The 20140-nt window shown below is 37.9% G+C and carries 19 protein-coding genes; 13 read left to right on the forward strand and 6 right to left on the reverse strand.

The genetic code is table 11. The features are described 5' to 3' along the window. Positions 1–185: 185 nt before the first annotated feature. The 4 genes from ACSLUH_RS09815 to ACSLUH_RS09830 all read left to right on the forward strand — a co-directional run bounded on the left by ACSLUH_RS09815 (position 186) and on the right by ACSLUH_RS09830 (position 5101). Positions 186–2723 carry a TonB-dependent receptor gene (locus tag ACSLUH_RS09815; RefSeq protein ID WP_448566451.1) on the forward strand — a complete coding sequence of 846 codons (2538 nt, stop codon included), beginning with the start codon at positions 186–188 and terminating at the stop codon, positions 2721–2723. Between the two features lie 598 nt (positions 2724–3321). Next, the gene (locus ACSLUH_RS09820) at positions 3322–3801 is read left to right on the forward strand and encodes an RNA polymerase sigma factor (RefSeq protein ID WP_448566453.1); all 480 of its coding nucleotides are present in this window, start codon (positions 3322–3324) and stop codon (positions 3799–3801) included. A 1-nt stretch (position 3802) separates the two neighbouring features. Further along, complete coding sequence (locus ACSLUH_RS09825) at positions 3803–4411, forward strand: hypothetical protein (RefSeq protein WP_448566455.1); 609 nt, start codon at positions 3803–3805, stop codon at positions 4409–4411. A gap of 186 nt (positions 4412–4597) precedes the next feature. Further along, complete coding sequence (locus ACSLUH_RS09830) at positions 4598–5101, forward strand: flavodoxin family protein (protein WP_448566457.1); 504 nt, start codon at positions 4598–4600, stop codon at positions 5099–5101. Positions 5102–5177: 76 nt separating this feature from the next. Here the strand turns inward: ACSLUH_RS09830 and ACSLUH_RS09835 are convergent, their stop codons facing one another. After that, the gene (locus ACSLUH_RS09835) at positions 5178–6248 is read right to left on the reverse strand and encodes a CNNM domain-containing protein (RefSeq protein WP_448566459.1); all 1071 of its coding nucleotides are present in this window, start codon (positions 6246–6248) and stop codon (positions 5178–5180) included. 413 nt (positions 6249–6661) lie between these two features. On the opposite strand from ACSLUH_RS09835, the gene ACSLUH_RS09840 reads away from it, so the two are divergent. Genes ACSLUH_RS09840 through ACSLUH_RS09850 form a run of 3 tightly spaced genes read left to right on the forward strand, consistent with a single transcriptional unit; the run spans position 6662 to position 8197 of the window. Beyond that, positions 6662–7039 (forward strand): GntR family transcriptional regulator, encoded by a 378-nt coding sequence (locus ACSLUH_RS09840; protein ID WP_448566461.1) that lies wholly within the window; start codon positions 6662–6664, stop codon positions 7037–7039. Between the two features lie 9 nt (positions 7040–7048). Then, the gene (locus ACSLUH_RS09845) at positions 7049–7939 is read left to right on the forward strand and encodes a hypothetical protein (protein ID WP_448566463.1); all 891 of its coding nucleotides are present in this window, start codon (positions 7049–7051) and stop codon (positions 7937–7939) included. A gap of 57 nt (positions 7940–7996) precedes the next feature. Next, positions 7997–8197 carry a hypothetical protein gene (locus ACSLUH_RS09850; protein WP_448566465.1) on the forward strand — a complete coding sequence of 67 codons (201 nt, stop codon included), beginning with the start codon at positions 7997–7999 and terminating at the stop codon, positions 8195–8197. Between the two features lie 75 nt (positions 8198–8272). Here the strand turns inward: ACSLUH_RS09850 and ACSLUH_RS09855 are convergent, their stop codons facing one another. Both ACSLUH_RS09855 and ACSLUH_RS09860 read right to left on the reverse strand, forming a co-directional pair. Next, entirely contained in the window at positions 8273–9640 is a 1368-nt protein-coding gene (locus ACSLUH_RS09855) for a DegQ family serine endoprotease (RefSeq protein WP_448566466.1), read from the reverse strand. An 85-nt stretch (positions 9641–9725) separates the two neighbouring features. Continuing rightward, the gene (locus ACSLUH_RS09860) at positions 9726–10217 is read right to left on the reverse strand and encodes an Hsp20 family protein (protein ID WP_448566738.1); all 492 of its coding nucleotides are present in this window, start codon (positions 10215–10217) and stop codon (positions 9726–9728) included. 422 nt (positions 10218–10639) lie between these two features. Here ACSLUH_RS09860 and ACSLUH_RS09865 point away from each other — a divergent pair, with 422 nt between their 5' ends. Together ACSLUH_RS09865 and ACSLUH_RS09870 are read left to right on the forward strand one after the other, a co-directional pair. Further along, positions 10640–11542 carry a hydrogen peroxide-inducible genes activator gene (locus ACSLUH_RS09865; protein WP_448566468.1) on the forward strand — a complete coding sequence of 301 codons (903 nt, stop codon included), beginning with the start codon at positions 10640–10642 and terminating at the stop codon, positions 11540–11542. A 107-nt stretch (positions 11543–11649) separates the two neighbouring features. Further along, positions 11650–11817: a hypothetical protein gene (locus ACSLUH_RS09870; protein ID WP_448566470.1), complete on the forward strand. Its 168-nt coding sequence runs from the start codon at positions 11650–11652 to the stop codon at positions 11815–11817. Between the two features lie 131 nt (positions 11818–11948). Here ACSLUH_RS09870 and ACSLUH_RS09875 read toward each other — a convergent pair whose 3' ends face one another. Then, positions 11949–14108, reverse strand: coding sequence for a winged helix-turn-helix domain-containing protein (locus ACSLUH_RS09875; RefSeq protein ID WP_448566472.1), 2160 nt, complete (start codon positions 14106–14108; stop codon positions 11949–11951). Between the two features lie 212 nt (positions 14109–14320). Here ACSLUH_RS09875 and ACSLUH_RS09880 point away from each other — a divergent pair, with 212 nt between their 5' ends. From ACSLUH_RS09880 to ACSLUH_RS09895, 4 genes are all read left to right on the forward strand, one after another. Beyond that, positions 14321–15493, forward strand: coding sequence for an alpha/beta hydrolase-fold protein (locus tag ACSLUH_RS09880; RefSeq protein ID WP_448566474.1), 1173 nt, complete (start codon positions 14321–14323; stop codon positions 15491–15493). A 10-nt stretch (positions 15494–15503) separates the two neighbouring features. Beyond that, positions 15504–16382 carry a trypsin-like serine protease gene (locus ACSLUH_RS09885; RefSeq protein WP_448566476.1) on the forward strand — a complete coding sequence of 293 codons (879 nt, stop codon included), beginning with the start codon at positions 15504–15506 and terminating at the stop codon, positions 16380–16382. A 329-nt stretch (positions 16383–16711) separates the two neighbouring features. Then, on the forward strand, positions 16712–17041 hold the full coding sequence (locus ACSLUH_RS09890; RefSeq protein WP_448566478.1) for a hypothetical protein: 330 nt from the start codon (positions 16712–16714) through the stop codon (positions 17039–17041). Between the two features lie 753 nt (positions 17042–17794). Beyond that, positions 17795–19045 (forward strand): nuclear transport factor 2 family protein, encoded by a 1251-nt coding sequence (locus ACSLUH_RS09895; RefSeq protein WP_448566479.1) that lies wholly within the window; start codon positions 17795–17797, stop codon positions 19043–19045. Between the two features lie 198 nt (positions 19046–19243). Here ACSLUH_RS09895 and ACSLUH_RS09900 read toward each other — a convergent pair whose 3' ends face one another. Beyond that, positions 19244–19528, reverse strand: a complete 285-nt coding sequence (locus tag ACSLUH_RS09900) for an encapsulin-associated ferritin-like protein (protein WP_448566481.1) — start codon at positions 19526–19528, stop codon at positions 19244–19246. A 179-nt stretch (positions 19529–19707) separates the two neighbouring features. Beyond that, complete coding sequence (locus ACSLUH_RS09905) at positions 19708–20121, reverse strand: GNAT family N-acetyltransferase (protein ID WP_448566483.1); 414 nt, start codon at positions 20119–20121, stop codon at positions 19708–19710. Positions 20122–20140: the final 19 nt, after the last annotated feature.

Below are 20140 nucleotides of genomic sequence, written 5' to 3' on the forward strand. Positions count from 1 at the left end.
AGTTTTTCCAAGGAGTGGCTTAGGCCACTCCTTTGGGCGTTATCTGGTATTTGACTTGGCTAGTCTTTGCTTAGCAGGTCATTCCTAATCAAGTGTTTATCAACTAGGTAAGCTCCTAAACTCACTATTTGTTTGTTAACACCATTTCTGGTGTTTTTGCTGTAACGATTTTTATTGGAATTAACATGAAATTATCAAAAATTGCCTTGGCTTGTTGTTTAACTGTTAGCGCTGCTCCGACTGCGTTTGCTCAAGATATTTCTGGCATTGTCAAAAATGCACGAGGTGAGGTAATTGCTAATGCAAACGTCGCTATTGTTAATAGTAAACAGGCCACTAAAACTGACGAAAAAGGCCGATTTATTTTTAGTGGCTTAACGGCTGGAACTTTTGAGTTGCACGTTACTGCTAACAACTACAGTCATAAATATCAACGCATTATGGTTGGTGAGCAGGACGTTAACAATGTCGAATTTTTACTGCACTCAAGTGCAATGGAAGTTATTGATGTCACGGCAACACCATTACACACCTCAACGATAGAGTCAGCATTACCCGTTAACGTGATTGCTGCTGATGAACTGCGCCTCAAACACGCTTCGACGCTTGGAGAAACGCTAAAAAATGAAGTAGGGGTTCATTCAACCTATTTTGGCCCCGTTGCGAGTAGCCCGATTATCCGAGGTATGGATGGTCCGCGGGTTATGGTTACCCAAAATGGTTTAGATGTTGGCGATGCATCTCGTGTTGGCCCTGACCATGTGGTGTCTTCAGAAACGGCAACAGCGCAGCAAGTGGAAGTGCTAAGAGGCCCTGCAACCTTATTTTATGGTAGTGGTGCCATTGGTGGTGTTGTTAATGTTGTTGATAATCGTGTACCAACCAATTTGGAGCAAAGCTTTGACATGATGTTAAAGCATAATGATGTTGCTAGTGAAGATGAAGCGTCATTTTCACTTAACCGTAGTGCAGGACAGGTGGCTTTTCATTTAGATGGTTTTTGGCGCGATGGTAATGACTATAAAATTCCGGGGTTTGCTGAATCTGAGCAAGCTCATGACGACCATGAAGAACACGAAGAGCATGATGAACACGAAGAACACGAAGAACACGAAGAACACGAAGAACATGATGAGCATGAGGAATTAGGTGCTTACGGTTATCTACCTAACAGTGCCTCGAAATCATCAGGCTTTACTGTTGGCAGCAGTTACATTATTGATAATGGCTTTATTGGCTTTTCATATGGCAGTATGAGTCGAACTTATGGTGTGCCAGGGCATAGTCATGGCCATGAAGAGCATGAAGAGCATGAAGAGCATGAAGAGCATGAAGAGCATGAGAGTGAAGAACTTGAGCACGATATGCATGAGGAAGAAGGTGTATATGGTAAGTTAGATCAAGATCGTCTTCAGTTTTTAAGTGAGCTTGCTTTTGATCAATCTTTTATTAATAAAGTGGCGAGTAAATTGTCATACACTGATTATCAGCATCAGGAGATTGAAGAAGATGTTGTAGGCACCACTTTTAGTAACGAAATGCTAGAAGCGCGTTTTGATGTTTATCATCAGGCTTTAGATGGATGGAAGGGCGCTTGGACATTACATTATAAAACCACTGAATTTGCTGCTGAGGGTGAAGAAGCATTTACCCCTTCGTCTGATAGCGACACTTTGGCATTGGCTTGGTTGGAAGAGAAACATTTATCTGAAGATCTTTTGGTGCAACTTGGTGCCCGAATCGAACGAGTCAATATTGATATTCTTGACCACGCTGACGTGCACGATGAGCATCATGACGAAGAACACGGTGAAGAGGAAGAGCATCATGAACAAGCTCATTTTGATGCACAGTCTTTTACGCCAATTAGTTTGTCAATAGGGGCCGTTTGGGAATATGAACATGGTTACAATTTAGGCTTGTCATTGTCTTATTCTGAACGAGCACCTTCTGCTGGAGAGTTATTTGCGAATGGTCCGCATATTGGTACTAATTCTTTTGAAGTTGGCGCATTGTATGAGGCTCATGTTGAAGGTGATGAAGTTCATTTTGATATAGGTGATCAAGATATTGCTGTAGAGGCGGCAACCAATATCGATATTACTTGGCGCAAGTATGAGGGGAACTTTGGCTTCGTCGTAGGCGCTTTTTATAATCAAATTGATGATTATTTTTATCAAGCGAATACCGGACTTTATGCTGAAGATGCTCACGCACATGAAGAAGAGCATGCAGAAGAAGAGCATCATGAAGAAGCTGGCGCGGAGTTAGGCTTACCGATTTATATTTATCAGCAAGGTGATGTTGATATGTATGGTATTGAGGCGGAAATGCTTTACCAATGGGACAATGGTTTTAAAGCAACAGTCTTTACCGACTTTATTAAAGCCGATTTGAAATCAGGAGGAAATCTTCCTCGTATTCCACCAATGCGTCTAGGTGGTCAATTAGATTACCAAGGAAATAAGTATAGTGCTCAACTATCGGTTACTCATTACTTTAAACAAGATGATATTGCAGCGCTTGAAAGCGAAACGGATGGTTACACCTTGGTTGATATCAATGCGAATTATTACCTTGATGGTATCGGCAATGATTTCGTTATTTTTGCCAAGTTAAATAATCTAACGGATGAAGAAGCTCGCGTGCACACGTCGTTTTTGAAAAACGTAGCACCTTTGCCTGCGCGTGGTTTTGAGCTAGGGATCAGAGCAAGCTTTTAATACCAATTAGCTTAAATTTTTAGTCAGTTCAGAGCTATGTCAGGGAAGTTAGAACCAAGTAAATTGATGCTGTTGTAGTCACTCTACATCAAAGAAATTTGTGAGGTTATCACTTTCCTGACAAGCTCCCCAAGGGCTAGTTTAAAAGGCTTATATGCTTCGTTATTGCTCTTGATAAGGGAATGACCATTACCTACAATCAATGCCTTGCCTCTAAGCCTTTTAATTCTAGCTGAATGATCAAATAATTTAACTAATTGGTATAACAAAAAATAGTTGTTAAACACCGACTAAAAGCTAATAAGGGTTATCTCTTATTAGCTTTTTTTTGAACCTTTTTGGGCAATATAGCTACGTTGAAAATAAATAATGCTTAAAGTGACCACAACACCGATTGGTGCTGATATTAAGAAAGAGTAGAGTATTATACTTATTCCTCAATTCTTAGAATCTACTATTGTTATATACTATAAGTGATTGAGTTTCATTGTGTTATAAAATAATTTTTCCTGTCTTGACACAAAGCGTTTTCGTTTGCGACTAACTTAATATCTCATGAGAAAAAACACATTTTAACATTTAATTAGAATTTGAGTTTATGAATAAAGCATTTGAGCAGGTAGTTGCAGAAAATCTTGGGCGAATTCGGCACATCGTTTCACGTTATAGCTATGGTGATGAAGCTGAAGATTTATATCAAGAAATTTTATTGCAGCTTTGGCGCAGCTTTTCATCCTTTACTGGTCAATCGAATCAGAGTACCTGGATTTATAAAGTTGCCTTAAATACCGCCTGTACATTTGTTCGCTGCGCATTGAAACAAAAGCGAGGCTCCCAAAAAAGTCCAGATTTTTCTGTGAGTGAATTGTTTGCGCCGGCACAAGATACTTGCCAAGCAGATATATTACAGAAATTTATGAATGAACTAAGTGAAGTGGATGCCAATGTTTTAATGATGTACCTCGATGGTTTGTCATCTGACGAAACCTCGGATGTTTTGGGGATCAGTGGTAACGCTGTCCGTTCAAGACTAAAGCGCATTAAACAAGAATTCGAGCAGCAGTACATTGGAGAATAAAATGAAGTTAGATGATCTTAAAAGTGAATGGCAAAAATCCATTGAAGGAACTGCAGCTCCGGAAAAAATAACACAGGTAATAGAAAATATGATTAAAGAAACAAACAAGGTTGAGCGAGAGTTGAAACGTCGTGACATTCTCGAAATTACCATCGCGATGTTTTTAATTCCATGCTGGGGTTATGGACTCATTAATTCAAGCGGCATCATCCAATCGCTCGGCTTTATTATTGGTATTTTGACTAGCGTGATGATCTCTTACCGTTTAATTATGGCAAAGAAAGTAGAGCCGGCAGTTGATGAAAGTCAGTATGCTTTTTTGGTGATGCAAAAACAAAAGTTCGTTCAACAAAAGCAGTTACTAGAAAACGTTTTTTGGTGGTACATCGCACCGATCGGACTCACCATCTTATTGGTTACACTAGGAGCTACCGTTGATGAAAGTGGCGTTCCACGATTAACCGAGCACTTAACATATTACTATGCAGTGGTAACCTTTTTTGGGGTTGGGGTGTATTTCTTGAATAAACAAGCCGTAAATAAAAAGTTTCGTCCGCTTATTGAAAATATTGACCGCCAACTCGCTAATCTTAGCCAGTATAAGTCGTAAGCCATTACTAATAGGAATAATCCCATGAAAAAGAAATCATCAGGTGCAATCATCGTCATCTTAATCACGCTATTTATCATTATAATCAGCGCAAATAGCTGATAGTTAAAATTCTCACTTTACCTCAACTTAAGTTGAGGTTTTATGCTGTCGTTCTTTAGATGTAGAGAGAAAAAAGGAGACAGCATGAAAAAATTAGTTTTATTCTCAAGCGCCAATAAACAGGGTAATACCGCCCAATTAATTCATCGATTGACTGAAAATCAATCGTTAGAAGTTATTGATATCGATGAGCTTAACATTAGCCCTTACAATTATCAAAATGATTACCCTAAAGACGACTTTTATTCGTTGGTCGATAAAATTGTTGCTGCAGATAAACTAATATTTGCTTCACCAGTCTATTGGCATGCACCAACCGCTGGGATAAAAACTCTCATTGACCGGATAACTGAGCTTACCGATGTCAGTGAGTTAAAACCTATGGCCCGAGCACTTGCTGATAAAAAGGCATTAGTGGTAACTACGTCAGCCAGCGAGGAAATCTCGGATATTTTTGATGGCTTTTTTAAACGATTCTTTGATTATTTTAACATGGATTATATCGCCAAATTGCACGTTTGCTGCCGCAACGGCTTTGATGTTGATAATAATGCGCTTATACATTTTAACCAATTACTTAACAGATAACTGACCAAATAATAAGTACTTGATAGGGAAGGGAAGACAGCGCCAAATTGGTGCTGTCATTTACTGTCTAACCGGACTATTTGTTAATATCATCACTGTCTAGATCAGCAACTTTATTAAACTTTGCTTTTAGGCGTTTGCGGTAGTTAGCTTTTGCGAGCTTCTGTAAGTCTTCTACTTGGTCACTTTCATCGACAATTTCTCGTCCTAGAAATGTTTCTATCGCATCTTCTAAAGTTACGATGCCTTCGGTTTGACCAAACTGATCTTGTACTAAAAAGATATGCTCTTGGCGTTTAATAAAAATATCTAACAGATGACTCACCGGCATGTTCTCTGATACTGAATACAGCGGTGTCATTAATGTCTCTAAGGTCGTATCCCCTTGGCCATTGCGCTCAGCAATATAAAGTTGCTCTTTGAGGACAACTCCTTTTATATGATCGATGGAATTTTCAAAAATTGGCATTCGGGTAAAGTTTGCCGTTTGCGGATGTTCGAGTGCTTGAGATACGGTGGTGGTTAAAGCGAATGCATGCACGACACTTCTTGGTGTAAAAATATCCGTTGTTCGAACATCTCTTAGGCTCAGCACATTTTCTAATAGTTGACTTTCTTGATGGGCTATTGCGCCTTCTTTATGGCTTAAGGCAGCAAACGCTAACACTTCTTCGCGACTAATGTGTTGTTGATCTCCGCGGCTGAATAATTGCGTTAACTTGGATGATAGCCACACTAACGGGTAAACAAGTTTTACCAAGAGTGCGATTAAATAAGCAGAAGGTATTGCCAGGCGACGCCAATAGGTTGCCCCTAATGTTTTTGGGATGATTTCAGAGAAATACAAAATAGCTAAGGTTAATAAAAAAGCAATAAGTGCTTCTTTTTCCTCGCCAAAAATACGAACCGCTTGCGCACCAACACCTGCTGCACCCATGGTATGAGCAAAGGTATTTAAGATTAATATACTGGATATTGACTTATCGAGATTATCTTTAACTTGTTTAAGTACCTTGCCGCCTTTGGGTCGATCTTTTTGCGCTTTTAACACATAGCTTGAAGATACCGAAAGTAACACCGCTTCTAAAATTGAACATAAAAAAGAAACACCAATGGCAATTGCTAAATAGATAAACAGTAAAGTCATTATACCTTGTCTTATAGTTTGTCAGGTTAGTTGTCAGATCTGCTGTCTAACAACCTTGTTCCATACATTATGGGGATTGTTATTAGCAAATTCTAGTGGTTGAAGGTGAGAAAGTCGCTTTAGTAAGGTTTATTTAATCAACTTAGCACCCAGTTGAGAATTTAGATTTCAACATTGACTTCAATTCAAGATTAGCCTGTATCCCTCCTATAGTTTAGCTGGCCTGATTTTGCGCCAGATGATCTAAGTAAAGTCATTGCGATTAAAAAAACTACAAATAAGCTTGCACAAATTTTGTGGTGCTTGTACCATTGGTTCGAGTGGTACATGAATTAAAAGTTGATTAGATGAACATTGTTATAGCGATAACGAGCACAGATGCAATGCAAGCCGTGTGAAAGAGGAATATTGGCGTGGAGATAGTCATTGATATTGAAGATGAAACACCAATGTTTGCCCAATTGGTTGAACAAGTAAAACAAGCGGTAGCCGCTGGTAATTTGCTTCCAGGTGCGCAATTGCCATCAATTAGACAATTAGCAAATGATTTAGATTTAAACAGTAAGACGGTGGCTAAGGCATATAAGCTATTAGAACGTGATGCGATTATTGAAGCGAAAGGGTATCGAGGTTCTTTTATACACCCCAATGCTAAAGAAAACTGCACAGTAGATTTTGAAGCGTTAGCGACTAATAAATTAACGAATGTCATTAATGAATTAGAACAAGCAGGGGTGACCTCCTCCGAAATTCGTATTGTGTTTAATCGGCTGATGAGCGGGAAAAAATAAGGAAAGAGCATGGTAGAAAATATAGAGTTTTACATCGTATTTGCGCTACAACTTGTCATAGTGTCGATTGTACTGCCAAATAAAATATTTAATCGAATAACCTACGTGGTTAACAATTTTCCACCGGAGAAGTATCCAAAGCTGTATCCAAACACGCAATTGCAACAACAGGTTAAAGAGCATACCTATATAAAATCTAATCGCTATATCTTTGCGACTGGGCTGGTGTTGCTTTTGGGGATTCTTTATTGGGACGTCAACAATGTAGGAAAAGTGAATGAAATGCTGCCCATTGGCTTCTTTCTTTTGCAAATGTACCCGTTGATGATACTTGAATGTAAAGAGCGAAAGTATTTTAACGCGATGAAAAAAGCCAGTAATTTGGCAAAGCGCAACAGTATACTGGCGCCGAGACGCCTGTTTGATTTTGTCTCACCTTATCTGGCGTTAGTGACAGTATTAGCGTTGGGAGGAGGTGTAGCAATTGATGTTATGGTTAACCAAGGTGCAGAGACTTATTTGTTTGGTGTTAGTCAAGATACCTTTTTTAGATCGGTAATGCTGATTTTATGTAACTTGATGTTTTTGGTGGTGATCTACTTTAACTTATATGGCAAAAAGCTGGATCCATATCAAGACAATCAAGATCGTTTGGTAGCGATTCAAGCCAATGTTCGTTCGTTGTTTTATATCAGCATTGCAATGAGCTGCTTCTTTGCAGTTCGAGAAGCAACAGAGGACACTCAGTTTGAATACTTGCAACCAGCAATAATGTCGCTTTACTGCACGATTATATCAGTAATGTCGATAGTCAGTCGCCTCAATACCTTAAAAGTCGAACACATAAATTTTGATGTCTATAAGGCTGAAGTCGACACTAAAAATGCTGAGAAAGCATAGTGATAGGCTGAGAAAGTTCAGTTTTAGCCAATTAAAGTTAGTAAAAAGGAGAAGAAGGTGAAAAACAAATCAAATAGAAATGGTTTATTGGTTATCGTTTATTCGATCATGTATGCTGTTGGTATACTTTGGGTTAGTTACCTCATTAAAGGGCATCCTGAAAGTCAAACAGTAATGTTAATTATGATTTGTTTGTCTACGGTACCGCTTACACTTTTGGGGAGGAAAGATGAGCAGCATTGTAAGCGCAAAGAATAACAGGTAATGCTTCGTTTAAAAAGATAAAAAGCGGACTTATTGTCCGCTTTTTATCATTCAACCGTGTACAGATTTTTAACGAATGACGATGAAGAACGAATTACCCTTACGATTGACTTGAAGTAATACTGAATGACTACTTCGAGAAAGCGCAGTATTAAAGCTTTCAATATCGGAAACACGGCGCTTATTGGCTGCGACAATGATATCGCCAACACGTAAACCACTGTATGCGGCTGTTGAGTTTGGCGCTAATTGTGTAACTATCACGCCTTCATTATTCGGGGTGTTTTCAAATTTAACCCCTTCAAGAGCAGGGTGTAATTTAGTGTTTGATGCCGTTAGGCTTTGTGGCTTACCCACTTTAGCTCGCAGCGTATATTCTTTATTATCTCTAAGTAGTTTAATCGTCACTTGTTCACCAATGGCGCGCATACCAATTTGACTGCGTAATTGTCCTGTGGTTTGACTTGCTTGACCATCGATACTGAGAATAATATCACCAGATTTAATGCCTGCTTTATCGGCTGGAGAGCCTTCAACAACGTTAGACACTAAAACGCCCATCACACCATTTTCTAGATCAAAAGCTTCGCGCAGATCAGGTGTTACATCTTGAATACCAATACCGAGTTGTCCACGCTTAACTTCGCCGTGCTCAAGTATTTGTTCCATGCTTGATTTGGCCATATTGGATGGAATCGCAAAGCCGATACCGACGTTGCCACCTGATGGGGCAATAATTGCGGTATTAATACCTATTAGCTCTCCGGCTAGATTTACTAACGCTCCACCTGAGTTTCCAGGATTGATTGATGCATCGGTTTGGATAAAGTTTTCATAGCCTTCAATACCTAAGCCACTGCGCCCAAGCGCACTAACAACCCCTGTGGTTACGGTTTGACCTAATCCAAAAGGGTTACCAATGGCAACGACAAAATCACCTACTTCAAGTATGCTTGAGTCGGCCAATTTGACTTGGCTGAGATCTTCAGCGTCAATGCTAAGCACCGCGATATCTAAGTCAGGATCGCTACCGACAAGCTCAGCTTGGTAACTTCGACCATCAATCAAGGAGACTCTTATCTCATCGGCTTGTTTGATGACATGATAGTTGGTGATGATGGTGCCTTCTTTTGCATTAACGATAACGCCAGAACCCGCACTTTGCTTGCGTTTCTTGGGAAGAGAATCTTGTTTTCTCCGCTCTGGCACATTAAAAAAATGACGGAAAAAAGGATCATTTAACAGCGGGTTTTGGCTATATTTTTGTTCCGAGTACGTCGCAATATTGACGACTGCGGGGTTCACTTGCTTTAGCATCGGTGCGAGTGAAGGGAATGGTTTTCCTTGGGCATCAACATTGGGCAGCGAAGCGTGCGCTATAGGTGATACCATAAATGCCAGTATAAAAGACAATAAGTAAAGTTTAATAAACCGCATAGTGGGCTTCCTATCTGAAAAACTAAGCCGATTTTATCGATAATAAATGAGTAAGCAGCGGTGCTGCTTACTCTATTGTTGGTGACTAAGCCGCTTTACTTTCTTGTTTAGCGTCTTTTGTCGTGCTATCGACATTGTGTCCAATGGCTTTTTGAGGTTCGCCAATGGCAATGTTTTTTGGTTTCATCGCTTCTGGTATTTCTTTAACCAGATTGATGGTAAGCAAACCATCGCGTAGATCAGCATCTATAACCTCAACATAATCTGCTAAATTGAATTTGCGTTCAAAAGAGCGGTTTGCGATACCTTGATGCAAGTAATTGCGATCTTGTTCATCTTTGGCTTTTTTCCCAGAGACAGTTAATACGCCTTTTTCGACGGTTATATCGAGCTCTTCACGGGTAAAGCCTGCGACGGCCAAAGTGATCGCGTAGTTGCTTTCATCTTTTACTTCGATGTTATAAGGGGGATAACCCGATGTCGAAGTTTCGGTATTTAACGTACTATTTAACATTGAAGCGAGGCGATCAAAGCCAATGCTACTGCGATAGAGTGGGGTAAGGTCTATTGAGTTCATCATATATCCTCCAAAAGAAGCAATACAAAATAAAAACATAGTTTGTAGAAGCAGTTCTCAATGAGACACTGCCTTACATGATAAAAAATAGGGATAGAAATTCGCTTTTCAAGAGCACTATTTATAAAAAAAATTTATAAACTTATTTTTATAAATAACCAATAGATATCATGCTCCAGGAGTAATCGGTAACCTTTTCACTTTAATAGTTGCCCGAGTGAGCGGTTAATATGTTAATCGTAATCAAATATAATCTTAGTTAGCGTTTAAGCTAAGAGGTAAAGTGATGAGCATCAAGTAAAAAATATGAAGTAATTTTGGTTAAAGTGTGTTTTAAAACAATGAAAATACAACTTCGGCTATTATAGACATTACCAAGACTGCTCAATAAGCCCTTTACATCAACAATAGAAGAAAAATGAATGATCTCGATAAAACAAATTAACTACGCACTGGCAGTAGAAAAGCATTTACACTTTAAAAAGGCGGCAGAGTCATGTCATGTTTCTCAATCAGCATTGAGTACCGCAATTCATGAGCTAGAAAAACAGTTGGGTGTGATGATCTTCGAGCGCAACAATAAGCAAGTCATTGTTACCGACAATGGTCATTTGGTACTAAACAAAGCCAAAAAGGTCAAACTAGAGCTCGATGAGTTGATGCAAATAGCGCAAATTAATAATCAACCTTTTACCGGTGAAATGACCATTGGTGTGATCCCAACAATTGGACCTTACTTGCTACCAAAAGTATTACCGGCATTACGGGCAAAGTATCCTGATTTTAAATTGAAAATAATTGAAGACCAATCTCACGTGTTAGTGGACATGGTGCGAGTAGGGGATATCGATACCGCTATATTAGCACTGCCATACCCAATTGATGGTTTATTACAATTTGATTTTTGGCAAGAAGATTTCTACTGGGTTAGTCACAAAGATGAATGTCCAAGTGAAGTGAAAGAAATCACCAGTGCCGAATTAGCGTTAGATAAGTTGATGTTATTAAAAGATGGTCCTTGTTTAAAAGACCATGCTTTAGCGGCCTGTAAACTTAGGCAACAAACGCAAAGCAATGACTTTGATTCAGCAAGTTTGCATACCTTAATTCAAATGGTGGCAGGTAAACTGGGATCGACGCTAGTACCGCAAATGGCACTTGATCAGTTAATTCATCATCAATCAGAGTTACGTGCTATTCATTTAAATGAACCTGGGCCACATCGAACCATTTCTTTTATTATTCGACCAAATTACGTCCGGACGAAAGAGATTACCTTGCTAAAAGCGATGTTTAGCCAAGAGCTACAAAAAGCATGTGGCTAGGTATTCGTTGTTCATAAAAATTAATCATCAGCTTAGTTTTTATCGAATTTACTTAATCAATCAAATGCTTAATGATGGTGATGTCAAAGGCAAATGAGGGATAGACAATGAGTAACTTAATAAAGCAATTGTACGAAAACATCGTAGACAAGCATTTTGAAACGCAAACATTGCAATGTAATTACCCTGATAATTATTATGGCGATCAGGTTTGTCGAGTAATAAGTAACGATAAGATGTCTCAAGTAGCGTTCAAACCTGTGACAAAAAACTAGCAGATGTTTATTCTTTATGATTGAAGGTGGCAATGTGAAGCACTGCGCTTTACTTTGCCACCATAACACTTGCTATTTTATCTACGATTATCAATACAAGAAGTTGACTGCATTAAGCAAATAGCAGCCATTTAATACATAGTACGGTGGACATCTCCGTCTCGGCTAATAGAGTCACTAACGATTATGCGCTCTCTGCTTACGTCATAACTATAAAAATCCGATAATGGTAATTTGCGGGTCTCAGATTTTTTATTAATTGGTATGATATATAGGTATTCTTTATCATTTTCTGCATTAACATAATACAGGTTGTTTGAATCGACCTTTGCATGATAAAAGTCAGTTGGTAAGGATATTTGCGTATTAATGAAACTTAACTGGTTAGGATAAAGGATGCCATCAACAGATGCATAGTTTGCTTGGTACAAGGTATTACTTTGTTGTTCAATAAAATACAGACGATTAGGCTGTTCACTATCTTTCAGCCCATACGCCCATCTTCCATCTAGTTTTAGCGTTTTATTGCTGGGAAGCTGAACTATGACCAACTCAGGATTTCCATTAACAACCTGTGTAATAGCCACACTCTCGCTTGTAAGCCAATCCAATGAGATGATGGGGTATTTACTTTCATAAATTAAATGTTCTGATTTAAATGCATTCAAAAGTTCATTTGGGTTTAGTGCGCTCACAGAAACCTGATAGACCTTGTTATCAACATTTAACAAAACAAACCTATCGTCTTCAGAAATAGAAAGGTACTTAAGCCATTGAGAGTTTTGTAAATTAGTCACTATTTGGGCTTGCTTGTATTGGCTGTTTGCTAGATATAATTGCAGGCGACCACTTCGCTTTGAGACGAATAAGTACTGCTCGCTTTTATGAAATAGTGCAGGATAAATATCAAGTACAGATGAATTATCAATAGAATTGCTGTCGTTAAAAGAAATTAACCAGCGATTGCTATAGTTTTTGTTTTCTGTACTAAAAAGTATATTTTTACCATCAGGCAACCTTGAAAGCTTTGGCAATATTTCTTCAGATATATTGATAACTTCAGTAGTATTCTCGCCATTGATGTCACTTTTTAAAATTCGCTGAGAAGGTGATGCAGCAAAGTAATATACTTGCTCAGAATCATGATGCCATATAGCCTCATACACGGGCTTTTCAAATTTAATACCCTTTGTAATTTTGTTATCCGACAAATTTAGCGATAGTAACTGCGTTTTGTAATCACTATCTGTACTCATTATTAAAAGTTTTTCGCCATTAGGGGATATATCAAGGCTATGATGGCCCCAGCCTTTGGGTTGAGATTGGGTAACGATTCTGTGCTCTGCAGTTTCAACATCAAAAGCATAAATTTGATTCGGCCAATAATTCTTAGGTTGAGCAGCGTAATAAAAAGCATTTTGATCAACATGATAATCTATGTCTTTGATCCTCTTATCAGCGCAATCAAATAACTTTTTTTGGACTTGGCTTGCCTGATTTAGCTCTTCTGGCGCAGGTAAAGGTTCTTGATAAACTCCACAACCTTTCGCGAATAAGTCAAGATAAAAGAGGATAGTTTGATTAGTATTCGTGTCTTCAATGATAGAAATGATTTGACTAATATTGCCTTTAACTCTTACTTGCTTAGTGACGGAGGTGTTAGTGTTTTTTAGCCAAAGCTCAAGACTTGTGTGTTCGTCACTTTCTTTTAAATAATACAAGTGCTTATTGTTAGGGTGCATTATAGGAGAGAGCTCTGCACCTTGGTCTCGTGTTAGTGCTACAGAATGACTACTATTTGAGGAGCTGTTGTTACTCGATTTAAGCATCATAAAGTAGCTTAAAGTAATGAGCAAAATAACAGCAAAAGAAATCCCTATACGGGGTTTCCGCTTTTCCTTCAAAAAACCAAGTGAGGCTATTGGAGGGCTGCTTTTTGTCATTAATTTTGCGTGATTTTTTGCGGAGTCGTTAATTACTAGTGTTTCAACATCACAAACTAGACGGTATCCCCGTTTAGGCACAGTTTGAATGTAATTCGGTTTTTTCGCATCATCAGCAAGTAACTTGCGAAGATTACCGATTAATTTGTTGATGGCATTGTCAGTAACGATAGTGCCAGCCCACAATAGTTCAAGAATATCTTGCCTTGAGATAACAGCATTAGGACGTTCAATGAACAGCAGTAATAATTCAAAAATTTTTGGCTCTATCAGTATTTCAGATTTATCACTAGAATTTAGTAAACGTGAATGTTCTACATCGAGTATATACTCGCCAAATTTAATCATAACTTACTGTAATAAAGCTCAAACTACTCAATCTCGTTCAAACGATATCACATCGAAAGTTATATGGAAAAATAATTAGTTGCACAGCTCAAATAGAGTGACTAATTTTCAAAATTCACCTTTTCATCACTTTTTTTCCCAACATCATCATTACTTTTCGATCGTTAGTTGTCACATTAACTCTTTAATATTAATAAGGTAATGGAATTTTTATGTTTAAACAGATAGCAGTTATACTCTTTGTGCTTTTATTTAGCTCAAGGGAAGCCAATGCCAATGTCCGCGGTATTTCAAAGACTGACAGCTTATATTCAAACGTTTTGTCAGAGCAACGAGACTTGTTAATACATTTACCTAATAACTATAAAGAAAATCAAATGCTTGATTATCCTGTGCTGTATTTATTGGACGGACAAAGAAACTTTGCTCATACCATCGGTACTTTAGATTTACTGAATCAATCTAGCATGGCACCAGAGATGATTGTCATCGCGATAAAAAACACACATCGCACAAGGGATTTAACGCCTAGTTATGATGAAAGCTACAATGAATGGGGGGTCTCAGGAGGGGCAGATAACTTTCTAGATTTCATTGAGAAGGAACTGATTCCCTATGTTAATAAAACTTACCGAGCAAACAATTTCAAGCTAGTGTCTGGTCACTCATTAGGAGGCTTGCTTTCTATCTACGCTTTTCAATCCAGGCCAGAGCTATTTCAAGCGCATTTCGCTTTTAGTCCGAGTTTATGGTGGCATAAACAGATCATATTTAAAGAGGCAGAAAGCTTTTTAAAAAATTCAGACGAGCTAAATACGTATTTGTACGTAAATATGGGGAACGAAGGTGGTCATATGTTAAGTTCATATGAGCGATATATAACATTACTTGATTCACATAACCGAAAAGGATTCAAATTTAATTCAGATTTAGATACCTCTGAAACACACAACACAACAGCGCTTGCTGGAAATTCATTAGCCTTGCAAAATTTATTTGTCACATTGAACCCAAGTCATGAAATTATTGCCAAAGGGATCCCCGCAATTAAAGAGTTCTTCAAGAAACAATCAACAATCTATGGCTATGAAATAAAGCCAAGTTACGAATCGTTAAATCAAGTGGCTTATAAAGCCCTCAAGGAAAAAGATTTTACTAAAGCAATCGCTATTTTTAAGGAAAATGTTAAGAATTACCCTTATAAAGCTGATGCTTATGATAGTTTGGCTGATGGCTATAAAGCAAATGGCGAGCTAGATAAAGCTTTGGAAATGAGAAATCTAGCCATTAAAAAAAGTATTGGTGAGAACGTTGAAAATAACGCCTACAAAACTCGTCAAATGAATCTATTAAAACTGATTGAAGCTGAAAAAAACAAACACTAACAAGGAAGTGATGATGAAATACCTAGCTGCTTTTTTACTACTATTTTTCACCTGTCATTTAAATGCGGTTGTAATAAGACATGACGTAGACCCAAACTTGTACAAGGTTGATAACGTTCCTGAATTTTATATCGATATGCCATTTCAAGGTGGCGCAGTATTGATTGATAAGCACTGGTTATTGGCGCCTGCACACGTCCTTTATACTTTTATGTATGACTATATAGATAAGCCAATAATGATACATGGTGTAGAGAATAAAATTTCAGAAATCATTATTCATCATGATTACAAAAAGGTTGAGTGGCGTAAAGGGGATCCTAAGTCACTAATGGAGCAGTTAAACCAGTCTAAAGATATTGCTTTAATTCGCTTAAATAACGCGGTTACCCACGTGAAACCAATAACCTTATATAAAGGAAATGACGAACTCGGTATGCAAATGACAGGGTTTGGCCGTGGTGCAATTGGAACAGGTCTGACAGGTGAAGTAGAGGACTCTCAAGGACCAACGGCAATAACTTATTATTGGTATCAAGTCACTAAATTTTTTTCAGACTGGGCTTTCACTTCAGATGATTATCAATTGCGCACATACAACAATGTGATCAGTGAAGCTAAAGAGCATTGGCTCAGATTTACCTTCGAGCAAGGAAATTATGCGCTTCCATTGGAAGGAACAATTGGGTCAGGAGATAGCGGTGGCGCTGCAGTCATTTATCAAAATTCAACTCCTGTTTTAATTGGCTTAGCTTCTTGGAGAGAGGTTGACGGTGATTTCGAAAACTATACGTTTGGAAAATATGGGGCGACAGCAGTATTAACCCGCGTATCTTATTTTAATAACTGGATAAATAAGCATATTAACAACGCTACTCATGCTAATTAAATCAGCTCACCCATCGTTTTGACAAATAAGGTTGAACTTGCCAGCGTCTGACATTAATCTATGCGGTGAACTAAGCCTAGGCTAGCTTGACAAAAAAGCCATAGTAGAGATTTCATAACCTAGTTTTTAGTGTAAAAAAACATTTTGGAATACTCGAAGTGAAAAACGCTATATTGAAGTTTGGCGTAAGCAGGTAAAAGTAGTTGCGTTATTCAATTGCAGCTCTGCGATACTGCATCGATTGGAGAGTTTGGGTTGAAGTTTTTTGAATAGATAAAAAGCCAATCAGTCGGACTTAATCCGCCAGTAGTTTTAAAAGGAGTTTTGTATTGGAATCATTGTATGTTTGTCTAATTATCGCTTGTATTGTTATTTGGTTTATCGAAAACAGAGTCGATTTATCCACTGCCCATAAAGCTTTAATTGAAAATGGAGATGAAGTGATAGTTAACCCAACTATGCTATCTCGATGCTGTGGCTTTTCCTCTAAAGTCGTTACTAAAAACAAGGTTACCAAAATTCAACTTGCAGACAATTGTATTAGCTTATTTACTCAAAGCGGTAATGCAATAGACATTTGGTTACCTAAAAAATCATGTGGCGATGTGGCCAATCAGGCTAAGAAATATTTTGAACAGGCTAGTTTGGTAAAAGTATAAGGCTAGTGCTAGTGCTAGTGCATCAGTATCTATATGAGTCAACCAGACTGTATCAAACATAAACGAGAGCACCAACAGGAATTAGCTAAGAAAAAGTTACTATTAGTCGTATCTACTTTTTGTTTACACAGGCCTCTTGTGCAAACACAATATTAATCCTGTTATTTTCTCTATAAACCGAACTTCGAGAGCCAAAATCCCTTGAAGGTGCGATATTATCAACGGTTTACTCGGCTTTCGCTTTACTATTTTAGTAAACTGTTTTTGCCTCGTAGCGGGCTGTCGCTGTCTTAGCGTCGCAAAATCAATCCCAAAGCTATTATTTTTTACTGCAACATTGTTTCCACAGTGTATTGAAACTGCTAGAACTTCTATGATTTCAGTTTTAGTGTTAAGTTTCATGCTGTTAACATGTATTTGTTTGTCTTCTTATGCTCTAATGGCACAGCATGCTAAAACACGCAAGATAAATACATAATTACCAAAATTACTTGGAAATATTTGTGGTGCAACATTTGTTGGTGCAAGCTGTATGCTTGAGACGATCACAGAACAACGGCTAGTTTACTTGGTAATAAAAAGTAGCACTCTTAACTGGTGCCTAGGGTCAGTTTATTTACTTTTTCACCCACTTTTATTCGTCGCTCATAGCGGCGTTAAATGCAAAAGTTTGGCAAGCTATATGCGCTAAGGTAGCATGAAAGCTTCAATTGTTGTGTGAAATCAACTTTATTATTCAAAGGATTAAATTTTATGTTTCAAATAAAAAGGACTATTTTCTTGTTTATCGGATTATTGACTTTTGTGAGTCAATCGGTGTTGGCCGACCAAATATTGTATTTTGGTAATATACGTTATAACCATGTCTCACCGCATGTAGAGATCAAAGGGGTCATTCCTTTGACAAAAGAGCAAGCAACTAATCGTCCTCACTTTATTTTCACTGTTGACGTTCAAAATAGAATAACTTCCATTACGGATCATAGCTACAATGTGGTAAAACGTCATCATTTAGCAAGTTTAGGTGCCTATAAAACAATAATTAACTACGAAGATGCTAAAGAAATTAGAACATTCTTTGATATCAATAACACCCCCATGGCTAATATTAAAGGTGTTTACAAAGAAGTATATTCTTATGATAAAAATCAATTTAAACAACGGCTTGATTTTTATGATGAAAATGATAGCCCTATGGAATCACGTTGGAAAATAAGCCAGTATAAATGGCAGGAGCATAACAACTTGATCATAGAAAACCGTTTTAATCTTAAAGGTGAAAAACAGCCTTTATCGCCATATTTTGCCTTTGGAACCACTGCGATAGAATATGATGAAAACGGCAACCCTTCTAAGCATTTTAATATAGATAGTAACTTGCAGGTGACAAATAACGAGGTAGGTGTCGCTTATTATCAAGATGAATACTTAGAAAGTGGTTTACACACTAAGTATTCATACTTCGATAACACAGGAAGGTTGGTTAACAACCCATGGGGGTTTTCATATGCGGTAAAACATTATGATGATTTACATAATTACCACAGTGTGTCTCGATATAATTCAGATAAAGAGCTCTTACCGCCACCTCGGTTAAATAAAACTAATTCGCCTATTTCAGATATCGATGAACAAGAGGTTTTAAGGGTCTCTCGGGGGTATTTAGAAGCATTGCAGCAATTAAAGCCTGAGTTGATGAAGGAAGTTATGCATGAGGAACTATCAAAGCATACGATTCAAACATTTGCTGATAGCAAGCAAAAATTAAGACCAACAACGTATGCGCAAATGATTAATTTTGCTCACAATTGGAATAAAGATGGTACGCGTTTTCCACCGAACCCAACTAATAAAGTCATCATTTTAGACAGTTATAATGGAATGGCTTCTGTCAAACTCATTTCTGATAATTGGGTTGAGTATTTACATCTACTGAAAATAGAAGGGAAGTGGAAGATTAAAAACTTAGTTTGGGATTACAATGCCCCAGAAAATAAACCATAGTTTTTAGGTTGTGTTGATCTCAGGAGTTGTGTTTCAACAGGTAGTGGTGTTTTTATAGACTGCATCGCTGTAGTTAAGTGGTTATTCCGCGTTAGCTCATTGCACCAATGCTACTGACAAATAGGGTTCAATACTTAACCCCCTATTTGTCAGTCAATGTTGGCACTTATCTACAGTAGATAATATCTTGGTTAAGGGTTAGTGCGAAATCGATTTTTCTGTAAACAAGTAATCTTTTAATTCTTTATCAAAAGTTTTGTCTTTGCGTCGTATCCATTCTAAGACCATGGCAGCATGCTCTTTTTCTTCGTCTCGATTGTGACGAAGAATGGCTTTTAACTCTTCATCTTTACAGGCGTCGATGCGTTGATTGTACCAATCTACTGCTTCTAACTCTTCCATTAGCGACACAATGGCTTTGTGCATATCTTTGGTTTCTTGAGTTAGTTCTTCTACGGGCTCATGATAGCCTTCGTTTGCCATTTGATACTCCTCTTGTTATTGAACGTTCGAATGGTTATTTCTCTTCATTCAGATAAAGCGATTTACGTTTTCGCTTTAACTATTAACCTTAGGGCAAAGATTTAATTTATCAACCCTGTAATACCTTACGTTAAAAAAAATGATAAAGATCAGATGGCTAGTTTGTCGATGTTGAAAGTTTATAGTGACTTGGTCATAAAATATTTGCATCCCTTTTTAGGGTAGCCTTCTTGTATCCATTGAACTTCATAGCCATGTTTTTTGTAAAACGGCATCGCTTGAAAATTTAACGTATCGAGTAAGCACTTTTTACAGCCGCGGGTTTTTGCTGCATCTTCAATCTTTGTTAATAACTCAGAGCCGATATCTTGGCCTCGCAGTTGCTCAGAGACCCATAAGGTATTGAGCAATAACCAATCACCAAATGTTCTACCAGCGGCGCCTGCAATCACTTCACCCGAATCGTTTTTTAGTTGCACCGCCAATGGCAAACGTTCACTGACTTCCCAGTGTGTCCAATTAAATTCCGCAATTTTTTGATTGAGAAAATCAATCAAGTCTTGCTCAGGGTCGTCGAGTATTTCTAATTTCATGTTAAGTTTACTTTTTGAG

The organism is Thalassotalea ganghwensis, assembly GCF_053485795.1.

Bases quoted from the DNA above. Each gene is read 5' to 3' on its own strand.
- ACSLUH_RS09815 (WP_448566451.1), top strand. From the start codon at position 186: ATGAAATTATCAAAAATTGCCTTGGCTTGTTGTTTAACTGTTAGCGCT.
- ACSLUH_RS09820 (WP_448566453.1), top strand. From the start codon at position 3,322: ATGAATAAAGCATTTGAGCAGGTAGTTGCAGAAAATCTTGGGCGAATT.
- ACSLUH_RS09825 (WP_448566455.1), top strand. From the start codon at position 3,803: ATGAAGTTAGATGATCTTAAAAGTGAATGGCAAAAATCCATTGAAGGA.
- ACSLUH_RS09830 (WP_448566457.1), top strand. From the start codon at position 4,598: ATGAAAAAATTAGTTTTATTCTCAAGCGCCAATAAACAGGGTAATACC.
- ACSLUH_RS09835 (WP_448566459.1), bottom strand. From the start codon at position 6,248: ATGACTTTACTGTTTATCTATTTAGCAATTGCCATTGGTGTTTCTTTT.
- ACSLUH_RS09845 (WP_448566463.1), top strand. From the start codon at position 7,049: ATGGTAGAAAATATAGAGTTTTACATCGTATTTGCGCTACAACTTGTC.
- ACSLUH_RS09855 (WP_448566466.1), bottom strand. From the start codon at position 9,640: ATGCGGTTTATTAAACTTTACTTATTGTCTTTTATACTGGCATTTATG.
- ACSLUH_RS09860 (WP_448566738.1), bottom strand. From the start codon at position 10,217: ATGAACTCAATAGACCTTACCCCACTCTATCGCAGTAGCATTGGCTTT.
- ACSLUH_RS09865 (WP_448566468.1), top strand. From the start codon at position 10,640: ATGATCTCGATAAAACAAATTAACTACGCACTGGCAGTAGAAAAGCAT.
- ACSLUH_RS09870 (WP_448566470.1), top strand. From the start codon at position 11,650: ATGAGTAACTTAATAAAGCAATTGTACGAAAACATCGTAGACAAGCAT.
- ACSLUH_RS09875 (WP_448566472.1), bottom strand. From the start codon at position 14,108: ATGATTAAATTTGGCGAGTATATACTCGATGTAGAACATTCACGTTTA.
- ACSLUH_RS09880 (WP_448566474.1), top strand. From the start codon at position 14,321: ATGTTTAAACAGATAGCAGTTATACTCTTTGTGCTTTTATTTAGCTCA.
- ACSLUH_RS09885 (WP_448566476.1), top strand. From the start codon at position 15,504: ATGATGAAATACCTAGCTGCTTTTTTACTACTATTTTTCACCTGTCAT.
- ACSLUH_RS09895 (WP_448566479.1), top strand. From the start codon at position 17,795: ATGTTTCAAATAAAAAGGACTATTTTCTTGTTTATCGGATTATTGACT.
- ACSLUH_RS09900 (WP_448566481.1), bottom strand. From the start codon at position 19,528: ATGGCAAACGAAGGCTATCATGAGCCCGTAGAAGAACTAACTCAAGAA.
- ACSLUH_RS09905 (WP_448566483.1), bottom strand. From the start codon at position 20,121: ATGAAATTAGAAATACTCGACGACCCTGAGCAAGACTTGATTGATTTT.